The sequence below is a fragment of the Stenotrophomonas maltophilia genome (assembly GCF_900186865.1).
Classification (GTDB): Bacteria; Pseudomonadota; Gammaproteobacteria; order Xanthomonadales; family Xanthomonadaceae; genus Stenotrophomonas; species Stenotrophomonas maltophilia.
Genome location: NZ_LT906480.1, coordinates 298473 through 320731, shown reverse-complemented (window position 1 = coordinate 320731; position 22259 = coordinate 298473). Strand labels below are relative to the sequence as shown.

Sequence of the window (22259 nt, the reverse complement as noted above, 5' to 3'; positions counted from 1 at the left end):
CCTTCGGGGCGCCGTTCTTTTTTGGGTGGAAGCGGGTCGGATCCCTTCGCCCTGCGAAGGGCTCTGACCCCACGCGACGGATAGAACAGGGTCAGAGCCCTCCGCGTTGCGGAGGGATCCGACCCCGCAGCCCCGCCGGCGCTAGCGCTTGGCGCGCATCGTGCGGATGTTGTCACCGACGAACAGGATCAGGCCGGCCCAGATCGCGGCGAAGCCGATCGCCTTGGCAGTATCGAACGCTTCGTGGAAGAAGAACACGCCCAGCAGCAGCTGCAGGCTCGGCGCGATGTACTGCAGGATGCCGACCAGCGACAGCGGGATGCGCTTCACGCCGTAGGCGAAACCGATCAGCGGCACTGCGGTCACTGCGCCACCGAAGACCAGCAGCAGGTCATTGCGCCAGCCCCAGCCATGGAAGAACGCGCCGCCATGGCCGTTTTCCGCCCAGATCGCGAAGGCCAGCGCCGGCAGGAACAGGTACATGCTCTCCACGCCCAGGCCGGCCACCGGATCGACCGAGACCAGCTTGCGCAGCAGGCCATACAGGCCGAACGAACAGGCCAGGCCCAGCGCGATCCACGGCGGCGTACCCGCGTCGATGGTCAGCCAGGCCACGCCCACCGCCGCCATCGCCACCGCCACCCACTGCAGGCGCCGCAGCCGCTCCTTCAGCACCAGCACGCCCAGCAGCACGTTCACCAGCGGGTTGATGAAGTAGCCCAGGCTGGTCTCGATCACATGGCCGGCGTTGACCGCCCAGATGTACAGGCCCCAGTTGAAGGCGATGGTCAGGCTCGACACCAGCAGGATCGGCAGCGCGCGCGGCTGCGCGGCGATCTTCTGCCACCAGCCCAGGCGCGAGCTGATCAAGAGCCAGCCCAGCACCATCACGGTGCTCCAGATGATGCGGTGGGCGATGATCTGGAACGAGGGTACCTCGTTGAGCAGGTGCCAATAGACCGGCACCAGGCCCCAGATCACGAAGGTGGATGCGGTGACCAGCAGGCCCCGGCGTTGTTCTTTCTCTTCCATGCTCACTTCTTTCTCGTCCTTGCCATTGTCAGCACCACCACACCCAGGAGAATCACCGCCATCGCCAGCAGGTCGCGCCAGCCGAAGCGCTCGCCGTTGAGCAGCGCGCCCAGCAGCACCGCGATCACCGGATTGACGTACGCATAGCTGCCGGCCAGCGCCGGCCGCACGTTCTGCAGCAGCCAGACGTAGGCGGTGAAGGCAACGATGGAACCGAACACGCACAGGTAGGCCATCGCCAGCAGGCCACCGGTATCGGGCAGCGTGGTCGGGCGCTCGCCGACCGCCAGGCCGATCAGCACCAGCAGCACGCCACCGCAGATCATCTGCCCGGCGGCGGTCATGAACGGGCCCGGCAGGTCCAGGCCGCGCGCCCACACCGAACCGAAGGCCCAGCCGATCGGCGCGATCAGCAGCAGCACCAGCCCGGTCGGCGAGGCCGTCAGGCTGCTGCCGGCGTTGAGCCAGACTACGCCGAGGAAGCCGATGGCGATGCCCAGCCACTCACCGCGGCTGGCATGCTGCCCGCGCAGCGCCGAGAACAGCGCCATCCACAGCGGCACCGAGGCCACCGCTGTCGCGGCCAGGCCCGAGGACACCTCACGCTCGGCCAGCACCACCATGCCGTTGCCCAGCACCAGCATGGTCACGCCCATCACCACCAGGTTGCGCCACTGCCGCAGGGTCGGGTTCGGCATCTTCCAGAACAGGCGCAAGGCCAGGAACATCAGGCCACCGGCAATGATGAACCGGCTGCCGGAAACCATCGTCAGCGGCAGCGCGCCGCCGTGCAGGGCCTTGGCGATGCCCAGGTAGGTCGAGCCCCAGACCACGTAGACCAGCAGCAATGCCAGCGCGACAAGGCCACCCCGGGGGGCAGCCGCAAAGGGAACAGGGGAAGCCGACATGACGCACCAGCGGGCGGGGAAAAACGGATTCTAGATCGTTCGGCTGACGGAAATAACCCCGGTTCCGGGCACGCTGATTTGCACCTACAAAGGCGCCGGGTTTTCCCTCGACAGGGTTGAGACAAACCCCGACGTCTGTTGCGCCGCCAGGCGGGTGGCAGTGTCATCCAAGCTGACGTATCGCACCCCGCCGAACACAAGTGAGATGCCGATCAAGGAAAGGATTGCTCCGATCACTGAGAACGGACTTGCCCAGCAGGTGTTGGGCCAATGACCTGAACAGGAGAACCACCATGACCTGCATACCGCCTCCACTCGCAATGCCGGTGGGAGTTGCTGGTGCTTCATTGCTGTGCTCACCCATTGAACCGGTCCTGATTGCCGTTGCAATCGTCATTGCCGTCCTGCCCATCTGAGGAGCATCCCGTGGAACCGAAAGCACTACCCAAGCAGGCCAGATCGGTAGGGATGCACGGTTCGTGCATCTTGATTGAGACAACCGGAGCAGGCTGCGCAGCTGTCGGCATCGTTGTCGGCATTCTCATCAACCGGGGCATCCATCCGAAGTGATATCCCACTCGGGTGGGTCGGATCATCCGACCCACCCTCCGGAGACAATATGAAAGATCCAGCTCGAATGTTGGAACTCGCGGATGATCCTGCAGAACTGTCTGCACTGACGGAGATATTCGGAAGGAGATCGTCGCTCTTGGGCGTGCTCGAGGCCACTGGACGTGCGGCACGTATTCGCCAATGGGGATCGCTGATCAATGGAAGTGGGGACACCTCGACAAACCGTCAATCCATGCTTTCGATATGCCGTGAGTTCGATCAGGTAATCCTGCGCGACTTCTTCCACGATGAGTGCCGGAGCCACATGGGCAGTCCACTGTATGCGACGCCGGGGAAATTCTTCGTCAAGCCTCCACTGGCGGGAATGGTCATATACAAGGACGAGTTCGTGGACGTGCACTACATGCAGAGCTCGCCACTTCAGGCAGCTGCAGCATTCCAGGCCGGTGTCGAAACCGGAATCACCATCAACGGCACGGACTCACTGGTGTTCTTCACGGATACGCCCGGCGTCGAGTATCAGGTATACCCGGTCCACACCGGTGACGAATCCGACCCGCGGCTGGGCCCGCCTAGTCGAGGGCAGTCGGCTTCTGGTGACCATCTGTTCCTTGAGGGCGGCAGGCAGGGAATGCACCTTCTACATGGCTCCAGTCCGACGTCGATGATTGTCTGCCTCTCGTCCAGATCAAGGTCCGAGGTCACTCAGCACTTCTCCCTGCAGTCCGGAAAGCTCGTCGGCTGCACGGCGACAAGCGTAACCGACTCCCGGCTCCAGATCATCGCGACAGCATTGTCCTACCTGCGGGGGAGCGACAACACCGGAGCCTTGCTGGACATGTCGCGCCATCCGACGACATTCGTTCGCTGGAACGCGCTGAGATCGCTCTACCGCGTTGACCCGGCAGCGGCATCCGAGCGACTCAAGGAAATGAGGGAGAACGATGTGAACGAAGAGATCAGGAAGCTTGCGACCCGCTCACTGGAACAAGGATGAGCAACCATGCCAATCCGCATTGAAGACACGTCCCAGGATTCGATCGGCCTGATGGAACTCGTGGACTACCTACACGATTCGGCGTTCGATCCCCGCGACCAAGAGTCGATGATCTCAGTGGCCCCCGTGCTGAGGAAGCTGGGCAACAACCAGACATTCCTGAGCGAGATCATCTGCAAGGAACTCAAGGATTCGAAAAGCATTCAGGTCGATAACGACTACACACCCCAGGTCCTGATGCTCCATGCCCCACAGGTCTCGGGCCAGAGCTACTTCATCCGCGCATGCTTCTGGCCTGGCCATGAGGACGAGATCCTTGCTGCAAGTGGGCACAGCACGTTTTTCTATGGCATTCCGCACGACCACAACTTCAATTTCCTGACCATCGGATATCAGGGACCGGGGTACATAAGTGACTACTTCGAGTACGACTACGCGTCTGTTTGCGGAATTCCCGGAGAAAGTGTCGATCTCAGGTTCATGGAACGATCCCAGCTCAACAAGGGAAGCATGCTGCTGTACAGGGCATTCCAGGATGTCCACCAACAAATGGCACCAGAAAGCTTCTCGGTAAGCATCAACATCATGGAGCACTCACTGAGAAGTGTAACCATGGACCAGTACGAGTTCGAACCTGGAACCGGCACGATTTCGCAGATCATCAACCGCTCCAGCGCTGCGGCCATTTTCATGATCGCGGCTGCGACGGAAGATGGGGATTCGCAGCAACTGCTTCGCGATATTTTCAGGAGCCACCCGATGGACCGAGTGCGCATGGCTGCACTGGAAGCCCTGATTGCGAACTCGCCAACCCCCGAAGCCGCCCTTCAGTTGACCACCATGGTCCAGTCCAGGCACAGCCTGTTCATGCGATCCAGAGCCCGCCAATTGGCTGACGGTTTTGAAGAGAGGTCCCGCCATGCTTCTCGCTGAGCAGGTCTGCAAGCGGTTTGGCGAGAGGGTCGTGCTGCGGGACCTCGATCTTTGCGTACCTCCAGGGGAGATCGTTGGCATCATCGGTGCCAATGGCGTTGGCAAGACGACGCTCTTCCGTATCCTCTGCCATCTCATTCCTGCCGATTCCGGAACCGTAGCTTTTGGAACCGAAGCCGACACCGCCAGCGTACCGTACGTGGATATTGGCTATCTGCCCGAATCGCGCAGTCTCTTCTCCGAAGTCACCGTTGGAAGGACGCTGGAGTTCTGGGCGCGACTGAGAGGGATGTCAGGAAAGCAGGCGGTGAAGGCACGCGATGTGTGGCTTGAAGAAATAGGGCTGCTGGCGCGCGCCTCAAATCGAGTATCCAGCCTCTCCAAGGGCAACCTGCAGAAGCTGCAGCTCGCCGCCTGCATGCTTCACGACCCGGGCGTCCTGATCCTTGATGAGCCGTTCTCGGGACTGGACCCTGTAAACCAGATTGCCGTTGCCGACCTCATCAATCGTGCGGCACGCCAAGGTACAGCCGTTGTGCTTTCCGCCCACCACATTGAGTTGCTTCAGCGCCTCGCCAGAAGGATTCTCATGCTGAGGGATGGACAGCTTCATCCCGCCACGTCGCAGGACCTTCACCCTACCCGCATCGTGGCGCTCTCTCATCCTCTGCATTGCGAGTCCTCCCCGCATGACCTTCGACCGGAGAAAAGCTTATGCGAGTGAGCCCGTTCTTCATGATCAGCCTGTTCGAATTCAGACGGCACCTGGACATTCGTGGCGAAGTTGCAGGTCTTCTATTGCTCGCAGTGATCGCATTGGTGAAGTTGGGTGGAGACGCCATTCTTGCTCGGGAATCTGCAGCCGTCGTCCACTTGGATGCGCGAGGCACTCCAGTAGCGGGCCTGAGCGAGGGGCGCTTCCACTTCAGTGACGCGCTGGGAGATGGGGTCTCAGGCGATCCACCAATTCTGTCCTCGGTGGCCGGAGACTATATTCTCCACACCGAGCAGCCGCCGGGCTGGCTTGGGGAACTGCAACGCAGCCTGGACACGCTCCACCGTCAACATTCTCTATCACTGCTCGGTGTAACCCGTGACCAGCTTCGGAAGGTGGACTCACCAGTCTCGCTACGCGTCATTGACTCTCGGGGCACCGCGGTCTTCGCGGACACATCCTTGACCGCTGTTTCAATCGCAATGGTGGTACTGACGACACTCGCCATACTTGGCTGCCTTGGCATGATTTTTCAGGGCCTGCTGGGAGAGCGCTTTGGTCATGCTACAGAAATGATCCTGAGTGCAGCGCCACCTGGGCTCTGGCTCGACTGCAAAGTTGCCGCGTCCATCCTTCATGGATTGAAGACGGTGGCAGTGTATGGGGTCTACGGTGCAATCGGTTGGACGCTGATGTCCGGTTCGGCGAGTGGGGATGCAACCTTTGCCGAAGGCAGTTGGAAGGTGATGCTCGGCCTGCTCGTGTTCTGCCTTCTGGGGCTCATGCTGTGGAACTGGTTTTTCGCCGCGTGCGCTACCGCCATTCGATCACCGCATTCAGCTTTCCGCAACACGCTCCCGGCTTTCCCACTGACGATGATCATGATTGGATTTGCTGGCCTGCGGACGCCCGACGGTGCATTCATGCACGTAATGTCCCTTTTTCCTTTCACGTCAATGGCTGCAATGCCGGTTCGGCTTCTGTACGTGAATGTGCCGATCTGGGAGATCGCGCTGTCCCTGTCGCTTCTGGCCTTCACGGCAGCACTTTTGCGGAAGTGGGCCCGCAGCAACTTCAGGACTGCCATCGTTTCCCCGGTTGAACCAACGCATACATCGTCTGATTGAGGCTACCGAGAAGGGCTGCAGCGGCTCTCCTTACGACGTATTAGCTATGGTCCCTGCCCCCCTGCGCTGTCACCCTGTGCGGTCCCATGCCCTGCCCCGCCCCTCCGGCACCCGGCGTTGACGTGGGATGCAGTACCTAGGAGGCTGGCCGTCAGCGCCCCGCGCGCGGCTGGCACCGATCTTTCCCGCACGGAAGCGCCGCATCGAGGATTCCCACCCGGATGAGCACCACGTCCCAATCCGCTGTCACCCGCACCGACGGCGCCGCGCTGCGCCGGTCGATCTCCAATACCCTCAAAGGCTCCGCCGGCAACCTGGTGGAGTGGTATGACGTCTACGTGTACTCGGTGTTCGCCGTGTACTTCGAATCGCAGTTCTTCTCGCCGGACGACAAGAACTCCACGATGTACGTGTGGGCGATCTTCGCCGCCACGTTCCTGATGCGCCCGATCGGTGCCTGGTTCTTCGGCCGCTTCGCCGACCGCCACGGCCGTCGGTTGGCGCTGACTGTCTCGGTCACGCTGATGGCGCTGTGCTCGTTCCTGATCGCCATCACCCCCACCGCCGCCAGCATCGGCATCTGGGCCGCAGTCATCCTGCTGTTCGCGCGCCTGCTGCAGGGCTTCGCCACCGGCGGCGAGTACGGCGCCAGCGCCACCTACATGTCCGAGGCCGCCATTCCCGGCCGTCGCGGCTTCCTGTCCTCCTTCCACTACGTCACCCTGGTTGGCGGCCATGTCCTGGCCCAGCTGACCCTGCTGCTGATGCTGACCTTCTGGGGCAAGCCGGAGATCTCCGAGTGGGGCTGGCGCATCGCCTTCGGCATCGGAGGCATCGCCGCGGTGGTGGTGTTCTGGCTGCGCCGCGGCATGGACGAATCGCTGTCGGAGTCGTCGATCGAAGCTGCGCGCGAGGGCAAGGCGCAGAAGTCCGGCTCCATGTACGAGCTGTTCGTGCACCAGTGGCGGCCGCTGCTGCTGTGCTTCCTGATCACCGCCGGTGGCACCGTGGCCTTCTACACCTACTCGGTGAACGGCCCGAAAATGATCCAGAGCGCATTCGCGGGCAACGACCCGATGACCGGCACCCTGATCAACCTGGGCGTGCTGGCGTTCCTGATGGTGCTGCAGCCGGTCGGCGGCTGGCTGTCGGACATCATCGGCCGCAAGACCCTGCTGGTGTTCTTCGGTGTGGGCGGTGTGCTGTACAGCTGGTACCTGGTCACCCAGCTGCCGCACCAGCACGACGCCACCCTGGCCTTCCTGACCCTGGCACTGGCCTTCGTCATCCTCACCGGCTACACCTCGATCAATGCCGTGGTGAAGGCCGAGCTGTTCCCCACCCACGTGCGTGCGCTGGGCGTAGGCCTGGGTTATGCGCTGGCCAACTCGCTGTTCGGCGGCACCGCCCCGCTGCTGTACCAGGGCGCGCTGAAGACCGGCCACGTCGACTGGTTCGCCATCTACGTGACCGCAACGATCGCGGTATCGTTGGTGGTCTATGTGTTCTTCCTCACCAACAAGGGCCCGAACTGGCTCGACGGCACCCGCAAGTAAGCGCGTTGCCCTGATCGCGTCCACCGGTTCACTGCCGGTGGCCGCTGCGTCTCCCGCCACGCCACTGATGTGGATCGCGGCGACGCTGGCCGCAGCCACGGCACTGGCCTGGCTGCTGCGCCGCCCCAACGCACAGGTCGCGTGGCCGCGCATCGGCTTCGGAATGGCCCTGCTGGTGTTCTGCGCCGCGCTGGCGCTGCAGCTGGCGGTGGACCTGGGCAGCGGCCACAGCTCGCTGCAACTGCGCCTGCATCGCGGCATCAATGCAGGGTCGCCGGTTGGCCTGCGTACGATGGTGGCGTGCTATCTGGCAGCGCTCGCGGCCGCCGGCTGGGGCGCATGGACGCTGCTGCGCCGGCGCAGGTAGTGCCGGCCGCTGGCCGGCAATGGAAATCCGCAATCCGCAATCCGCAATCCGCAATCGGTAGAGTCGACTGTTGGTCGACTGCTCTCTCTGTCGGCACCGAAAAACCCGCGCTGCGCGCGATAGTCGACTGGCAGTCGACTCTACCCCCGGCGGAATGACATGACACCCCGCCGGTCCCGAGCCTCAGCGGCGGGCCGCTTCGCTCTTGTCGCGCGCGCCGCGGAACTCCGATTCCTTCTCCCACGTCGGCCAGCGGCGGCTGTTGGCCAGCTCGGCACCCAGGTCGTAGACCAGCAGAGTGTCAGCCGCGTGGCCGCTCGGATCCCAGCTCGGGGTCCAGGCATCGCAGGCCTGGTGGTAGCAGTCGGCGAAGTACTTCTCGCGCAGCGCGCGGCCGGCTTCAACGCCGCCGTCCAGCTTGTCCAGGCCCGGGCCGATGGTAATCGCCGGCACGCCCAGGCGGGCAAAGGCGAAGTGGTCGGCGCGGTAGAAGAAGCCGGCCTCCAGGTTCGGGTCCGGGCTGTAGCTGCGACCGCGGGCCTTGGCCACGCGTTCCAGGTCGCCTTCCAGCGACACCCGGCCCTTGCCCCACGAAGCGATGTCGCGGGTCGCGCCATCCGGGCTGAACATCTCGATGTTCAGCACTGCAGCGGTCTTGTCCAGCGGCGCCAGCGGATGCGCGGCGTAGTAGCTGGCGCCCAGCAGGCCCTTCTCTTCGGCGGTGAGGGCCACGAAGTACAGCGTGCGCTGCGGCTGCGGGCCGGCGGCGAACACGCGGCCCAGTTCCAGCACCGTGGCCACGCCGGTGGCGTTGTCGATCGCACCACGGCGGATGCGGTCGCCCTTGGCGTCGGCTTGGCCGATACCGAACGCATCCCAGTGCGCGGAGAAGATCACGGCCTCGTCGGCGTGTTCACCACCGGGCAGCTTGGCCACCACGTTGCGGGTCACCACCTGCTCGCGCTTGAGCGCGAAATCCACGCTCAGCTTCGCGTTGTCCAGTGCCACCGGGCGGAAGTCCGCACGCATCGCCTTGCGCTTCTCGGCATCGAAGTCCAAGCCGGCGTCAGCGAAGATCGCCTCGGCAAGTTCGCGCTGCATCCAGCCACGCAGCGGCGTGTGCTGCGCCATCGCCTCGGCCTGGCCGCGTTCGATGTCGAACAGCGGCGAGGTGCTCGAGCTCTTCACAGTGGCCCAGCCATAGGCGGCCGGCGCGGTCTCGTGCACGATCAGCACACCCTCGGCACCACGGCGCGCGGCTTCCTCGAACTTGTAGGTCCAGCGGCCGTAGTAGGTCACCGCCTTGCCATCGAACGCGCCCGGCGCATCGGCTTCGAAATCGGCGTCGTTGATCAGCACCACGGCGATCTTGCCGTGCAGGTCCACGTCCTTGTAGTCGTTCCAGTGGCGTTCCGGTGCGTCGATGCCATAGCCGACGAACACCAGTGGCGCGTCCTTGATCTGCACGCGCTTGCGCGGCTGCAGGCTCTGCAGGGTCACGTCCACGCCGTTGGCCAGCGCGCGCTTGCCCTGCTTCAGCGACAGGCTGGCCTTGGCCGGCCCGTCCAGCTGCGCGCGCACCAGCGGCACCGGCTGCACCCAGCTGCCATCCACGCCACCCGGCTGCAGGCCGTAGCTGCGGAACTGCTCGATCAGGTACTGCACCGTGCGCTCTTCGCCCTCGGTGGCCGGCGCGCGACCCTCGAATTCATCCGACGCCAGCACACGCACGTGGCGCGACAGAGCCTGCGGATCGATGCCGCCACCCGGCAGGTCGTTGGCCGCATGGGCCAGGCCACCGACAAACAGGCAGGACGACAGCAGCAACACGCGCATCGGATTCACGGCAGTACCACGGCTAGCTTGGAAGTCACCAGAGTGTAACGTGGTCGTGACATCACGGCGCAGCCTGGGCCCACGTCATCCACGCATGGCGTGGGTCTACCTGCTGATGCGGTCCAGCCAGCAGGCCAGGCCCTGCGCGTTGAGTTCGATGTCCATCGCCAGAACAGCGATCACCGCCGCATCGTCCAGCGCACAGCCATGCAGCTGTGCACGTTCCAGGTACAGCGCCTGCAGCGCGGCCAGCAGGCAGCGGTGGCGGTCCGGCCGGCCATCGCACTGGCGGCCGATGGTGGCCATCGCATCGATCTGTTCGAACAGGTCGTTGGCCAGTTTCTGCACCTGTTCCACACGTCCGTAGTGGGTCAGGTACATCGCCTGCGGGCCATAGCCCAGCATGCGCTGGATCGAGGCCTTCATCGCTTCCGGGTCGAACTGCACCGGCGACGAGGTCGGGAAGATGAAGGCCCCCTGCGCGCTGTCCAGCTCGCGGTAGGAAATGCCGAAGGTATCGCCGGTGAACCAGCTGCGGCTGCGCGCATCCCACACGCAGTAATGGTGCAGTGCGTGGCCCGGGGTGTGCAGCAGCACCAGCTCGCGGCCGGCCAGGTCGATACGGTGGCCGTCCTCGGCCACCACCACACGATGTTCGGGAATGGCCTCGATACGACCATAGCTGCGCGCGATTTCCTCGGCACCGTACACCGCCGTGGCACCGGCAATCAGCCGGGTCGGGTCGATCATGTGCGGCGCACCGCGCGGGTGCAGCACTGCCTTTGCGTTGGGCAGCTGCTGCATCAGCAGGCCGGCGCCGCCGGCGTGGTCCAGGTGCACGTGCGTGAGCAGCAGCCAGTCCACCGCGTCAACGGCCAGACCCGCGTTGGCCAGCGCCTGCAGCATGGCCGGCACCGACAGCCCCGTGCCACAGTCGACGAACGCGGCGCGGTCGTTTTCAACGATCAGATAGGCCGCGTCGAAGTCGGGACGCTGGAAGCCGGTATCGATGGTGTGGATGCTGGGGTCGGCGATCATCGGCACGCACCTGGCAGGATCGGGAACAGACGCCCATGGTAGGCGCGCGGGCGGTCCGGGTTCGATGCGGCTTTGGTCGGGTGGTGCCGGGTTGTGGCCGGGTAGAGTCGACTGTCAGTCGACTGTCGCGCGCAGCGCGGGCTTCCAGAGGAGCAGTAGACTCACAGTCGACTCTACCAAGGGCAAGCGCAGGCAAGCGCAGGCCAACCAACCGCAGGTCCATCGGGTGCGCAAGGGCCAGGTTCAGCGCAATGCGAACCGCGGCCGCAGCAGCAGGGCCAGCACCAGCACCGCCAGGAATGCGCCGTAGGCGTACAGCACCGCCAGTACCTGCGGCCAGATCGGGCCGGCGCCGGGCTGTGCCATGCCAAGTCGATACCCCCACAGCATCGAGGCGATGCTCAGGGCGAAGGCCAGCAGCAGGGTGGAGCCATCGAACAGGCGCCGCCGCGGGGTGCGCGGCTGGCGCGGGAACAGCCAGTACAGGCTGCCCAGCAGCAGGAACCAGGGCAGGAACAGCAGCAGCGACAACCAGGCCATCGCAGACTCCATGTCATCGCGCCGGAGGCGCGCGGACATCATGCCATGACCTTCGTTCGCGGGTAGTGCCGGCCGCTGGCCGGCGTTTTCCTACGCAGTGCCGTGGTAGTGCCGGCCGCTGGCCGGCATTTCCTATGCAGTTGCCGGCCAGCGGCCGGCACTACCCCTTACGCTTCGCGCAGCATGGCCAGGGCCGCCAGCACGGCGTCCACTTCGGCTTCCAGCTTGAACAGTTCGCTCTGCAGCTGGTCACCCTGCTCCGCCTGCTTGATCACGGCAATCAACTGCCCCGCATCGCGCGGCGAATCGAAGCCTTCGCTCTGGATCAGCAGCGTGCCGTCACCGGCGGTCAGCTTGAAGTAGAAGCGGCCGTCCTTCTCGCGGTACTGCTTGAACAGTGGCGGTGCCACGCGGGCCACGCCGGCGTCCTCGCTGGCGATATCGCCTGCGGTGGACAGGTCACGCAGGCCCACGGCGTGGCGCAGCTCGTCCAGCAGCGGTGCCGCCAGCTGCTCGCGCAGCTGCTGGCCACGGCGCTTGAGCAGCGCCTCGATCTTCTCCGGCTCGGCCATCAGCGCGTTGTAGCGTTCGCGCAACGGCGACAGCTCGCTGTCGATGCGCTCGAACAGCTGCTGCTTGGCGTCACCCCAGCTGATGCCGGCGGCGAACGCCCTGGCGAATTCGGCGGTCTGTTCCGGGGTGGCGAAGGCCTGGTACATCTGGAACAGCGCAGAGCCCTCGGTGTCCTTCGGCTCGCCAGGTACGCGCGAGTCGGTCAGGATCGAGAACACCAGCTTCTTCAGCTCCTCGCGCGGCACGAACAGCGGAATGGTGTTGTGGTAGCTCTTGCTCATCTTGCGGCCATCCAGGCCCGCCAGCGTCGCCACCTGCTCGTCGATCACCACGTCCGGCAGCGGGAAGTACTCCTTGCCATACACGTGGTTGAAGCGCTGGGCGAAGTCGCGCGCCATCTCGATGTGCTGGATCTGGTCACGGCCCACCGGTACCTGGTTGGCCTTGAAGATCAGAATGTCGGCGGCCATCAGCACCGGGTACATGAACAGGCCGGCGCTGACGCCTGCGTCCTCGTCCACGCCTTCCTCGCGGTTCTTGTCCACCGCCGCCTTGTAGGCGTGCGCGCGGTTGAGGATGCCCTTGCTGGCGATCGCGGTCAGGAACCACATCAGCTCGGTGGTCTCGCGGATGTCGCTCTGGCGGTAGAACCACACGTGTTCCGGGTCCAGGCCACAGGCCAGCCAGCTGGCCGCGATCTCCAGGGTCGCGCGCTGGGTGCGCTGCGGGTCCTGCGACTTGATCAGGCTGTGCAGGTCGGCCAGGAAGAAGAAGCTCTCGATCCCCGGGGCGCGGCTGGCCGCGATGGCCGGACGGATGGCGCCAACGTAGTTGCCCAGGTGGGGCGTGCCGGAGGGGGTGATGCCGGTAAGGACTCGGGTGGTCATGACTGCGTGGGGTAACCTTCGATGAACGGGGCCAGTTTACCTTGCACGCCACCAACCCCGTCAGGGCCGGCGGCGCGTTCATTCACGCAACCCCGCTGGAGACGCCCGATGAAACGCCTGCTGCCCCTGCTGTTGATCCTGCCCCTGGCCGGCTTCCGCCCCGCCCCGATGCCGCCGCCGGCCTACGAGGGCGGCCCCGTGCGCATGTCTCTGGTCGACCGCGACCGCGGCACCGAATTGCGCAGCTACCCCGCCGAGGGCCAGCGCTGGGTGGCCGGCGAGCGCGGCCACCGCTACGCCGTGCGCCTGTACAACGACAGCCCGCGCCGGGTGCTGGTGGTGCTGTCGGTAGACGGCGTCAACGCCATCTCCGGCGAGGATGCCGATCCGTCGCAGACCGGCTACGTGCTCAACCCCGGCCAGCGCGCCGACATCACCGGCTGGCGCAAGAGCCAGGATGAAGTGGCGCAGTTCGTGTTCAGCAGCCCCAGCGGCAGCTATGCCAGCCGCACCGGTCGCCCGGACAACATCGGCGTGGTCGGCGTGGCGGTGTTCGAGGAAGCGCGCCGCTGGCGTCCGGATCCGATCCTGCGCCGCAGCCTGCCGCTGCCGGCACCGGCCCCGACGGCCGAAGCGGCGGCCGATGCCAGCGCCAGCAACAGCCGCATCGAGGGCTATGCCAGCAAGTCGCAGGCCCCTGCGCTGGGCACCGGCCACGGCGCACGCGAGCAGTCGTCGGTACGCGATACCGACTTCGAACGCGCCAGCCGCAGCCCGGCGCAGGTTCTGCAGCTGCGCTACGACAGCGCCCGCAATCTGCGCGCGCGCAGCATCCTGGTCGATACACCGCCGTCGCGCCTGCCGCGCGAACCGCAGGCGTTCCCCAACCGCTATGTGCCGGACCCGCCGGCGCGTTGATCGGCCGCCCAGACAGCACAACGCCCGCAACCTCTCGGTGCGGGCGTTGTGCCGTGGGGGAAAACCGTAGCGCTTACTTGTAGTCCGGGTAGTCCTTGCTCACGGCATCCTGGAACTCACGGACTTCCTTCTCAGCGCGATCCTTGGCCCAGCCATAACGTTCCTGCAGGCGGCCGGCCAGATACTCGGCATTGCCTTCAGCCACATCGAAGTCGTCGTTGGTCAGATCGCCCCACTTGGCCTGGGCCTTGCCCTTCAGCTGCGACCACTTGCCGGAAATGATGTCTTTGTTCATTGCTGGGAGTCCTTGGTTGCAACGGCGTTCTTACCGTGGCTACAGCTTCGCGCAGCGGCTGTTGAGTGCCGGTCAACCGACCATGAAAGCACTGCTCACCTGCTTGAATGGTTCACTACGCTTCGACACGTACGCTGCAGAAGAACGCGCAAGAAAAAAGGCCGGGGAGGTCCCCCCGGCCTTTTTGCTTTCCGTTCCACTTCAGGCTCAACGGCCCTTGGCGGCATCCTCAACCTTTTCGCCAGCCTTCTGCACGTCCTTGCCGGCACCGGCAACGGTGTTGCAACCGGCCAGCAGGGCCACCGAGAACATCGACAACAGCATCAGGGCAACTACGCGCTTCATGGGCTTCTCCTTGGGTTCGCCGCTATACCGCTTCATTCGCGGATGGGGTTCGGTCGCTCGGCGGAAGGAGCCAATGCCACTGCCGCCGCGTGATGTGCAATCTGGCGGCAGGGGCGTGGAGCGGGTGTGAACGGATCATCGATCCGTTCAGGCGGAGAGCTCAGTCGCGCATCAGGGTGGACTTGCCGAACAGGCTTTCGACCAGGTCCACGGCCAGTTCGGCGGTGGCATTCTGCTTGTCCAGCAAGGGGTTGAGCTCGACGATGTCCAGCGAACCCATGCGCCCGGTGTCGGCAATCATCTCCATCACCAGCTGCGCCTCGCGGTAGTTCACCCCGCCCGGCACGGTGGTGCCGACGCCCGGTGCGATGCTCGGGTCGAGGAAATCCACATCGAAGCTGACATGCAGGTGGGTGTTCTCGTCGATGCCCGCCAGTGCTGCCTCGACCGCGCGCTTCATGCCGTTCTCGTCGATGTAGCGCATGTCGTAGACATCCACCTTGTGGGTCTTGATCAGGCGCTTCTCTTCCGGGTCCACCGAACGGATGCCGATCTGGTGCACCTGGATGGGGGTGATCGCCGGTGCGCTGCCGCCGAGGTGGGTCAGCGCCTTCGGGCCGAGGCCGCACAGGCAGGCCACCGGCATGCCGTGGATGTTGCCCGATGGAGTGACATCGCTGGTGTTGAAGTCCGAATGCGCATCCAGCCACAGCACGCGCAGAGTCTTGCCCTGCTCGCGGCACCAGCGTGCCACGGCAGTGATCGAACCGATGCCCAGGCAGTGGTCGCCGCCGAGCATGATCGGCATGCGGCCGGCCTGCAGTTCGGCATAGCTGGCTTCCATCAGCGCGTGGTTCCACGCCACCACTTCATCCAGGTGGCGGTAGCCTTCCACCGGCGCGGTCCACGGATTGCGCGGACCATCCAGGTTGCCCAGGTCGCGCACATCCACGCCGCGCGCCTCGAGCGCTTCCGGCAGCCCAGCCACGCGCAGCGCTTCCGGCCCCAGCCGTGCACCGCGATGGCCCGCACCCACATCGGTGGGAACGCCAATCAGCGATACGGAAATGGGATGGGCCATGGGTGCCTCCTGCGGGGGAAAAAGAAGCACAGTCTAGCCAGAGCTGTGTGACACCACTCGCGGCGGTGCAGCAGGGCCATTGCATGGCATGATGCCGCGCGGTCCCGACCACCTTTCATGGAAGATTGCGATGTCGCCCTTCATCAACACCGCCTGGCCACGCTTCTTCATGGGCGCGCTGCCCGTCGCCGCTTTTGCGGTTCTGTTGAGCAGCTCGATCGATGCATCGCCGTACCGCTGGCTGATGCAGGCGACGCTCCTGCTGGTGCCGCTCTCGACCCTGGTATTCCTCGGGTTGGGTTGGCAGCGTCTGCGCAAAGCACACGCCGAACACCCGATTCTGAAAAGCGAGCTGCCCCGTGTGGCGACGGCATTGATCGGCAACGTGAAGCTGGCGGCGCTATGGTTCGGCCTGACCTTCGTTGGCATGTTCACCCTGATGCTGGCGTGGGTGTTGCTGTATAAGTCCTGCGGCTGAAGCCTGCCCCAACCCGCTGCGCGCTCAGCGTCCGCGGCGGCGAACCGGCGTCAGGCTCTGCACCTGGCCGTTGTTGCGCATCATGCACAGGAAGCGGCCGTCGGGATAATCGATGATCAGTTCCTGGTAATCGCTGCCCACCGGCATCTGGGTGACCAGGGCGCCCTGCGCGCCCTTGCGCACATTGCAGGCCCCCAGTGCGGTATCGCCTGACGGCGCCGGGGTGGTCACCGAAGACACATTGCGGAACACCGCGCGGCAGCCGCCATTGACCCACACCGAGTGCCGCGACAGGCCCCAGTTCTTGCCTTCCTCGCAGCGGGTGCGGCTGAGCTGGCGCACGATCTCCACATTGCCACGGGTATTCAGATCGCACGACACCTGCTGCTGGCCGGTGGATTCGCAAGTGACTTCGCGCGGTAGCGCGGCATCCCCGGTGGCAGCGTCGCCAGGGCGGGCGCTGTTTGTGGCGGGCGCGGGCGCACCACGGCTGCTGACCTGGCAGATGCCAGTGGCGCCGCCTCGGCCGGTGTAGCTGACCTGCGGCGAGCCGTCATCGTTACGGCTGATCGACAGGGTGATGCCGCTGTTGGCATCGCGTGCTTCGAAATAGCGGTCGTTGAAACGTTTCAACGCCGTCTCGCGGCCTTGCACGTAGACCGGACCGCCTTCGTCGGCGTGCACATCGATGCCGCCCGGGCAGCTGGCGTTGAAGAACGGTACCGCGGCCATGGCTGGGACCACGAAGGCGGTGGATACCAGTGCGACGGTGAGCGACAGGGCATGGCGACGCATGTGCGGATCCCGAAGGGGCCCAGGATGGGCGTGTGGCGGCAGTATGCGGTGGAGCGCTGCGGGCTGTCCGTGAGGAATATCAATTTCCGGGTAGCGCGCGTGGGGATTCATGTCTGGTAAGGTGTTCTGGAAGCCCTGCCGGGGAAGTTAAGCCAGCTTTACTTCCTGGGCCATGAAAGGCCCTGCGACAGCAATGACGCACCAGGATTCATCGTTGGTTGCAGCCCCGCGCGAAATGTCGCTTCTGGCATTGCAATGCTCGAAACGGGCCAAACGCGATAATTCATTTTTCCTTTCAGATCACCCGATGCCATCGAAACAAACGACTGGCAGGCGGTGATTTCACGTGCGCATGATGAATCGCCACCTGCGAGGGTGGCCGGGACTTCCAAGCCCGTGTTGTCAACGATGTATACGCTTGCCAGCCGGCGTCGTCCTCCCAAGTACGGCGCCGGCTGGCAATCCGTTAGCCGATCGACGGCGGGCGGTGCGTGGGGGCCTCGTGCCCGCCGATTCGTTGACCCGGTCTTGGAAGCCACGCATCGCCCGCCACCCTCCTCGGGTGGCACCTCTGTTCCCGACGAGGATGCCCGCATGCCCAAGGCCCATCACCCGTACCTGACCGCCACCCTGGGCGAGGCTGCCCTGCGCCTGCCGCCCGAACTGGCGCAGCCGTTGGAAGCCGCTTTCGCCGCCGCCAACGAGGCCCCTGCGCCGATCAACCTGCCCGGATGCCTGCAGCGCATCCGCGCCGGTGATGCCGCCGACGGACAGCCGTGGACGGGGCCCGCCAGCACACCCGGCCAGGCCGTGGCCGCCGCACGCCGGGATCGCGCCGCAGTCGGCCTGGTATCGTTGTTGGAGCTGTATCACGCCGCAGAGCGCGTGCGCGTGGACGGGCAAGAGAAGGACGATATCGGCGATGGCACGCGCGAAGGGCTGATGCTGGCCTGTCGGGGGCTGGCGGAGTATGTGGCGTTGCAGGTGGGCGGGGCTCAATAATGCGGAACATTGGCGTCTCCAACGCACAGATTCAACACGCCGCAACCCCGACGAACGAATCAGGCAGACCCGCTGCTGGAATGAGCACACCCTACCCAAACCTGAAACCTGTCCTCGTTGAGCTGCGGCTGGACGAAGTGGATTCGCGCGGCGGCGCTGTTGCCGAGATGATCGCCTCCACCGCGCGCCCCATGGCGCTGTCCATAAGCCCTGAACTCATGTGGTACAGCTTCGTGCTGAATGACAGAGCCATCGCCCGGATCCGTCCTGGAACGCGGGCGAATTGCACAATCTCATTCATCAATTACGAAGGTGCGAAGGAGGTGTTCACTTGTGGCACGTTGGCCGCCTTCGGAGACGGATCACCAACAAAGGGTTGATCCGCATCATCCGGTTTGATTGAACCTGTTCGCGCCGAATGCCTTGATCTGGCAACGGCAGACGCGTGAGGCATCAATGCGCAGCGTGGCACACAAGCTGCTTCGAGCCAGAATGGCCAAACGACTCCTCCTTTGCCGCGTCATTGAGTTGACTCACCGGCTTGGGACGAAAAAACCGCCGAAAGGCGGTTTTTTCATGCTTTTCCGTGCGCTTTACGTCCAGCGACGTGCCAACGCATCAAGGTCCGCACGTACGCTCATGCAGCGCTGGCATGCAGGCGCACACCCAGGGCACGAGTCACCTTCAGGATGGTCGAGAAATCAGGGCTGCGCTCGCCAGACAGGGCACGATACAGACTCTCCCGCGACAGGCCCGCCGCACGTGCGACCTTGCTCATCCCTTGGGCACGCGCGATATCGCCCAGCGCCTTGGCGATGAATGCCGAATCGCCGTCGCTTTCTTCGATGCATGCATCGAGATAGGCCGCCATTTCCTTCGGTGTATGAAGGTGTTCGGCCACATCAAATGCTTCGAGTTCAACTTTCTTCTTGATAGCCATGATGGGACAGCTCCAGTACTTCGGTATTGAGTCGTTTCGCCTACAACCAGTTCGATGCTCGCAGGGCACGCGCAATCTCCTTGGCCTTCTCTATATCGCGCTGTTGCGAACCCTTGTCGCCTCCGACCAGAAGAATCACCAACTGCCTGCCCCGCTGGGTGTAGTACACGCGGTAACCGGGTCCTGCATCGATACGCAATTCAGAAACGCCATCCGCCAGATAGCGGTGATCACCAGGATGGCCTTCAGCGAGCCGACCGATACGGGCCAGGATGCGAGCGCGTGCGGTTACGTCCTTGAGAGCGTCAATCCATGTCGCGAACTGACGGGTACGCTGGATCTTCATGGAGAAATGTAGCCTACTGGCTACATACTTTCAACAATCAGGTTCAACAATCAGGATCGCGCGCAGGGAAGTGCAGAGCGACGCATCACACGCCGCGAGGGAGAACAGCGGAGAAGGAAGGAGGGGGGGCGGGATCGGCGCCCGACTGGCCAACGCGCAGCCGCTGCAAAAAGAGATTGGCAGATGCCCATTGGTGCCGCTTATCCGAATCGAACGGATGACCTACTGTTTACAAGACAGTTGCTCTACCAACTGAGCTAAAGCGGCATGGGTGGATCACCGGCGGCAGCGCCGCGGTCCGGGGATTCTAGCGCAACCTTGCGCATTCCAGCGACCGGCTCTGTGCCGCCCCGCTGCGCTGCTGGGCCTGGGCCGGTTGCGTGCCTGCCGCCAGCTGCCCTTCCAGCCACCACTGCCCGGCGTCGCCGCTGGCGACAAGGCGCGGCTGGAAGCCGGCGGCCTGCACCGCCGCCATGCGCCGCTCGGCGCCTTCGCGGTTGCGGTACTGGCCCAGCGCCACGGCGTTGGCCTCCTCGCCTTGGCTGATGATGTAGTAGTCGCTCAGGCCAGCGGCGACGATGCGTTTCACGGTGGCCTGGGCTTCTTCGCGGTTGGCGGCGGCCGGCAGCATCACCCGGTAACGGGCACTGCCGCTGGCAGCAGGCTGTTCGCGCAGGCGCACCTGGCTGAGCAGCGTGCTGGCCTTGCCCTGCGCACTGGTAGCGGCGGCGCGGTCGGCGAACGGGCCCAGCGCGACGCAGCGCGGCGGCTCGGCGGCCGCGGGCGGGGTTGCGGGCTTCTCCGGTGCCGGGGTCGGGGTCGGTGCAGGCGGTGTTGCCGGCTTGGCAGCGGCAGCAACCGGCGTAGCCTCAGCCGCCTGCGGCTTGGCAATCTCCGGCTTGGCCGGGGCGGCGGGCGCCGGCGTTACAGCCACGGCCGTCTTCTCCGCCGGTTCGCGCTCCATCAACGGCGCGGTCGGCGCGGCAGCCGTGGCTTCGGCGGCCGCAGCGGCATCCACGCCACCGGGCACCCAGCGCAGCTCGGCCACGCCGGCGGGTTGCGGCGGCGGCGCAGGCTTCTGCGGCGCATCGCGCAGCAGCCACCAGCAGGCGACGCCAAGATTGAGGATGGCCAGTACGACGATCAGGGCACGGGTCAGCATGCGCGGATACTAGCCTGCGGGCTGGTGCACCGCCCAGCGGGCGAGGCCATCCAGCACCAGCGAGGGGTGGTAATCCGCGCCGGGCAGCAACGGCATCAGCGCCGGTGCGCCGCCACCATGCACCAGCAGCGACGGTGCGACGCCCAGCAGCGTGTGCGCCTGCTGTGCGCTGCGTTCGATCAGTGCCACGGCCGCACCATCGCAGCCGGAGGCGAGCGCGTCGGCGGTGTCGTTGGCGAACTCACTGTAGTCACCACCCGTGGCCGGCAGCTGCACGGCACGGGCGTGCAACGCTTCGCGCATGGTGGTGGGCGATGCTGAAATGCGGCCACCGTGGTGCTGGCCGTCGGCGTCGAGCAGATCGATCGTCAATGCGGTACCCACGCCGACCACCAGCACCGGGCGCTGTGCCTTTGCGGCAGCCAGCAGGGCCAGGAAGCGGTCCACACCGAATTTTTCCGGCTTGGCATAGGCAATGCGCACACCGGCGCATTCGGCGCTGGTACGCACCACGTGCACGTGCTCGAAGCGACGCTGCAGCTGGTCCAGCATCGCGCTGGTCAGCGACGGTGCGGCCACGCTGGCCACGAACGCGGTGGTGCCGCTGGGCAGGCTGTGCGGCGGCTGTCCGGCCATGCCTTCGGCGCCATGCGCCCAGGCCTGCACGTCACCGGCACGGTCACCCTGCAACGGCGCGAACTTGAAGCGCGAGTTGCCGAGGTCGAACAACCAATCGCTCATGCCGCCCTCACGCTGACTTCGCCGGCGTGCAGCAGGCGCTCACGGCCATCGATGCGCACGCGCAAGGCGCCGTCATCAGCCAGGCCGAGTGCGGTGCCATGCTGCCACTGCCCTTCCAGTTCCACCCGTACTTCGCGACCGGCCAGCATGTCGAACGCGGCGTAGCGCGGCAGGAAGGGAGCGAGGCCTTCGCGATCGAATTCTTCCAGTGCCGGCAGCAGGCGCGCCAGCACGGCAGCAACCACCACGTTGCGGTCCACCGGCTTGCCGGCCAGCGTGTCCAGGTCCACCCACGGCTGGGTGATCTGCTCGGCGAAGGACGGCGGCATGTGCGTGTTGATGCCGATGCCGATCACCGCGCGCGCCGGGCCGGCGTATTCGCCACCGCCTTCTGCGAGCAGGCCGACCAGCTTGCGGCCATCGACCAGCAGGTCGTTCGGCCACTTCAGCTGCGCCTGGGTGTAGCCCAGGTCGTGCAGCGCTTCGGCCACGGCGATGCCGGCCACCAGGCTCAGCCCGGCCAGGCGACCGAGGCCACCGGAAAACAGCCGCAGCACCGAAAGGTAGATATGCGCGGCCAGCGGCGACGCCCACGTACGGCCGCGACGGCCGCGGCCGCCGGTCTGGCGCTCGGCCAGCAGGACGCTCACCCCGCGCTGGGGCGCGCTGCAACGCAGCAATTCGGCGTTGGTCGAGTCCACTGTCCAAGCGACCTGCAGGTCGTGCAGCAGGGCCTGGACGTCGGCGGGCAGGCCGGCACGGATCGCATCCGGGTCCAGCAGGTCGACCGGGCGGGTCAGGCCATAGCCCTCGCCAGCGCGGCCCTCGATGTCTACACCGGCGGCTCTAAGTCCTTGAATACGCTTCCAAATGGCCGCCCGGGTCTGGCCCAGCTCACGGGCCAGGGCGTCGCCGGAGAGGCGACCGGCAGCGAGTTTGGCCAGCAATTGGCGGTCGTCCACGGCAGCTTCCACGAAGTCAGGAAGGAATTATGCGGGAAAGCCGCCAGCGGCGCCCGCCACGCTGGGTTCCGCGGGGGCTTCCAACGGGGCGCCGGGTTCGGGCTAGAATCGG

The 22259-nt window shown here is 65.1% G+C and carries 25 protein-coding genes and 1 tRNA gene; 10 read left to right on the top strand and 16 right to left on the bottom strand.

What is annotated here, in order from left to right; all coding sequences use genetic code 11:
• Positions 1–141 precede the first annotated feature (141 nt).
• Positions 142–1038 (bottom strand): EamA family transporter RarD, encoded by an 897-nt coding sequence (gene rarD / locus CKW06_RS01560; protein WP_024956153.1) that lies wholly within the window; start codon positions 1036–1038, stop codon positions 142–144.
• Positions 1035–1940, bottom strand: a complete 906-nt coding sequence (yedA, locus tag CKW06_RS01555) for a drug/metabolite exporter YedA (protein WP_005407723.1) — start codon at positions 1938–1940, stop codon at positions 1035–1037. Before yedA ends, rarD begins: the two co-directional genes overlap by 4 nt.
• 619 nt (positions 1941–2559) lie before the next feature.
• Here yedA and CKW06_RS01550 point away from each other — a divergent pair.
• The 6 genes from CKW06_RS01550 (at position 2560) to CKW06_RS01525 (ending at position 8208) form a co-directional block, all read left to right on the top strand.
• Positions 2560–3510: a HEAT repeat domain-containing protein gene (locus CKW06_RS01550; RefSeq protein ID WP_225792005.1), complete on the top strand. Its 951-nt coding sequence runs from the start codon at positions 2560–2562 to the stop codon at positions 3508–3510.
• Between the two features lie 6 nt (positions 3511–3516).
• Complete coding sequence (locus tag CKW06_RS01545) at positions 3517–4443, top strand: hypothetical protein (protein ID WP_005407721.1); 927 nt, start codon at positions 3517–3519, stop codon at positions 4441–4443.
• Entirely contained in the window at positions 4430–5167 is a 738-nt protein-coding gene (locus tag CKW06_RS01540) for an ABC transporter ATP-binding protein (protein WP_024956154.1), read from the top strand. The genes CKW06_RS01545 and CKW06_RS01540 overlap by 14 nt, the downstream gene beginning before the upstream one ends.
• Before the next feature lie 11 nt (positions 5168–5178).
• Positions 5179–6285 carry an ABC transporter permease gene (locus CKW06_RS01535; RefSeq protein WP_225792006.1) on the top strand — a complete coding sequence of 369 codons (1107 nt, stop codon included), beginning with the start codon at positions 5179–5181 and terminating at the stop codon, positions 6283–6285.
• A gap of 221 nt (positions 6286–6506) precedes the next feature.
• On the top strand, positions 6507–7841 hold the full coding sequence (locus CKW06_RS01530) for an MFS transporter (RefSeq protein ID WP_005407717.1): 1335 nt from the start codon (positions 6507–6509) through the stop codon (positions 7839–7841).
• A 67-nt stretch (positions 7842–7908) separates the two neighbouring features.
• Positions 7909–8208, top strand: a complete 300-nt coding sequence (locus tag CKW06_RS01525; protein ID WP_024956156.1) for a hypothetical protein — start codon at positions 7909–7911, stop codon at positions 8206–8208.
• Positions 8209–8391: 183 nt separating this feature from the next.
• On the opposite strand, the gene CKW06_RS01520 is transcribed toward CKW06_RS01525, so the two are convergent.
• The 4 genes from CKW06_RS01520 to CKW06_RS01505 all read right to left on the bottom strand — a co-directional run bounded on the left by CKW06_RS01520 (position 8392) and on the right by CKW06_RS01505 (position 13082).
• A complete protein-coding gene (locus CKW06_RS01520) occupies positions 8392–10044 on the bottom strand; it encodes a M28 family metallopeptidase (RefSeq protein ID WP_024956157.1) in 1653 nt (550 codons plus the stop codon).
• A gap of 105 nt (positions 10045–10149) precedes the next feature.
• Positions 10150–11082 (bottom strand): MBL fold metallo-hydrolase, encoded by a 933-nt coding sequence (locus CKW06_RS01515; protein WP_024956158.1) that lies wholly within the window; start codon positions 11080–11082, stop codon positions 10150–10152.
• Positions 11083–11325: 243 nt separating this feature from the next.
• Complete coding sequence (locus CKW06_RS01510) at positions 11326–11622, bottom strand: hypothetical protein (RefSeq protein WP_024956159.1); 297 nt, start codon at positions 11620–11622, stop codon at positions 11326–11328.
• A 167-nt stretch (positions 11623–11789) separates the two neighbouring features.
• Positions 11790–13082 (bottom strand): tryptophan--tRNA ligase, encoded by a 1293-nt coding sequence (locus tag CKW06_RS01505; protein ID WP_024956160.1) that lies wholly within the window; start codon positions 13080–13082, stop codon positions 11790–11792.
• Positions 13083–13190: 108 nt separating this feature from the next.
• On the opposite strand from CKW06_RS01505, the gene CKW06_RS01500 reads away from it, so the two are divergent.
• The gene (locus tag CKW06_RS01500; RefSeq protein WP_024956161.1) at positions 13191–14000 is read left to right on the top strand and encodes a hypothetical protein; all 810 of its coding nucleotides are present in this window, start codon (positions 13191–13193) and stop codon (positions 13998–14000) included.
• A 73-nt stretch (positions 14001–14073) separates the two neighbouring features.
• Here CKW06_RS01500 and CKW06_RS01495 read toward each other — a convergent pair whose 3' ends face one another.
• From CKW06_RS01495 to rocF, 3 genes are all read right to left on the bottom strand, one after another.
• The gene (locus CKW06_RS01495; RefSeq protein ID WP_004153772.1) at positions 14074–14295 is read right to left on the bottom strand and encodes a CsbD family protein; all 222 of its coding nucleotides are present in this window, start codon (positions 14293–14295) and stop codon (positions 14074–14076) included.
• A 207-nt stretch (positions 14296–14502) separates the two neighbouring features.
• Positions 14503–14640 carry an entericidin A/B family lipoprotein gene (locus tag CKW06_RS01490; RefSeq protein WP_005407710.1) on the bottom strand — a complete coding sequence of 46 codons (138 nt, stop codon included), beginning with the start codon at positions 14638–14640 and terminating at the stop codon, positions 14503–14505.
• A gap of 160 nt (positions 14641–14800) precedes the next feature.
• Positions 14801–15721, bottom strand: a complete 921-nt coding sequence (rocF, locus tag CKW06_RS01485; RefSeq protein WP_005407709.1) for an arginase — start codon at positions 15719–15721, stop codon at positions 14801–14803.
• 130 nt (positions 15722–15851) lie between these two features.
• On the opposite strand from rocF, the gene CKW06_RS01480 reads away from it, so the two are divergent.
• The gene (locus CKW06_RS01480) at positions 15852–16199 is read left to right on the top strand and encodes a hypothetical protein (protein WP_024956162.1); all 348 of its coding nucleotides are present in this window, start codon (positions 15852–15854) and stop codon (positions 16197–16199) included.
• 24 nt (positions 16200–16223) lie between these two features.
• Here CKW06_RS01480 and CKW06_RS01475 read toward each other — a convergent pair whose 3' ends face one another.
• Complete coding sequence (locus CKW06_RS01475) at positions 16224–16994, bottom strand: DUF3011 domain-containing protein (protein ID WP_005411960.1); 771 nt, start codon at positions 16992–16994, stop codon at positions 16224–16226.
• A gap of 594 nt (positions 16995–17588) precedes the next feature.
• On the opposite strand from CKW06_RS01475, the gene CKW06_RS01470 reads away from it, so the two are divergent.
• On the top strand, positions 17589–17996 hold the full coding sequence (locus tag CKW06_RS01470) for a hypothetical protein (RefSeq protein WP_024956163.1): 408 nt from the start codon (positions 17589–17591) through the stop codon (positions 17994–17996).
• 80 nt (positions 17997–18076) lie between these two features.
• Positions 18077–18376: a hypothetical protein gene (locus CKW06_RS01465; protein WP_143568664.1), complete on the top strand. Its 300-nt coding sequence runs from the start codon at positions 18077–18079 to the stop codon at positions 18374–18376.
• Between the two features lie 257 nt (positions 18377–18633).
• On the opposite strand, the gene CKW06_RS01460 is transcribed toward CKW06_RS01465, so the two are convergent.
• From CKW06_RS01460 to birA, 6 genes are all read right to left on the bottom strand, one after another.
• A complete protein-coding gene (locus CKW06_RS01460) occupies positions 18634–18936 on the bottom strand; it encodes an addiction module antidote protein (protein ID WP_005407703.1) in 303 nt (100 codons plus the stop codon).
• A 40-nt stretch (positions 18937–18976) separates the two neighbouring features.
• Positions 18977–19282, bottom strand: coding sequence for a type II toxin-antitoxin system RelE/ParE family toxin (locus CKW06_RS01455; RefSeq protein ID WP_005407702.1), 306 nt, complete (start codon positions 19280–19282; stop codon positions 18977–18979).
• Positions 19283–19473: 191 nt separating this feature from the next.
• Positions 19474–19549: transfer RNA gene (locus CKW06_RS01450), tRNA-Thr, on the bottom strand.
• A gap of 40 nt (positions 19550–19589) precedes the next feature.
• Entirely contained in the window at positions 19590–20444 is an 855-nt protein-coding gene (locus tag CKW06_RS01445) for an SPOR domain-containing protein (protein ID WP_005411958.1), read from the bottom strand.
• A gap of 9 nt (positions 20445–20453) precedes the next feature.
• Positions 20454–21185, bottom strand: coding sequence for a type III pantothenate kinase (locus CKW06_RS01440; RefSeq protein WP_005407698.1), 732 nt, complete (start codon positions 21183–21185; stop codon positions 20454–20456).
• On the bottom strand, positions 21182–22147 hold the full coding sequence (gene birA / locus CKW06_RS01435; RefSeq protein WP_024956165.1) for a bifunctional biotin--[acetyl-CoA-carboxylase] ligase/biotin operon repressor BirA: 966 nt from the start codon (positions 22145–22147) through the stop codon (positions 21182–21184). The genes CKW06_RS01440 and birA overlap by 4 nt, the downstream gene beginning before the upstream one ends.
• Positions 22148–22259: the final 112 nt, after the last annotated feature.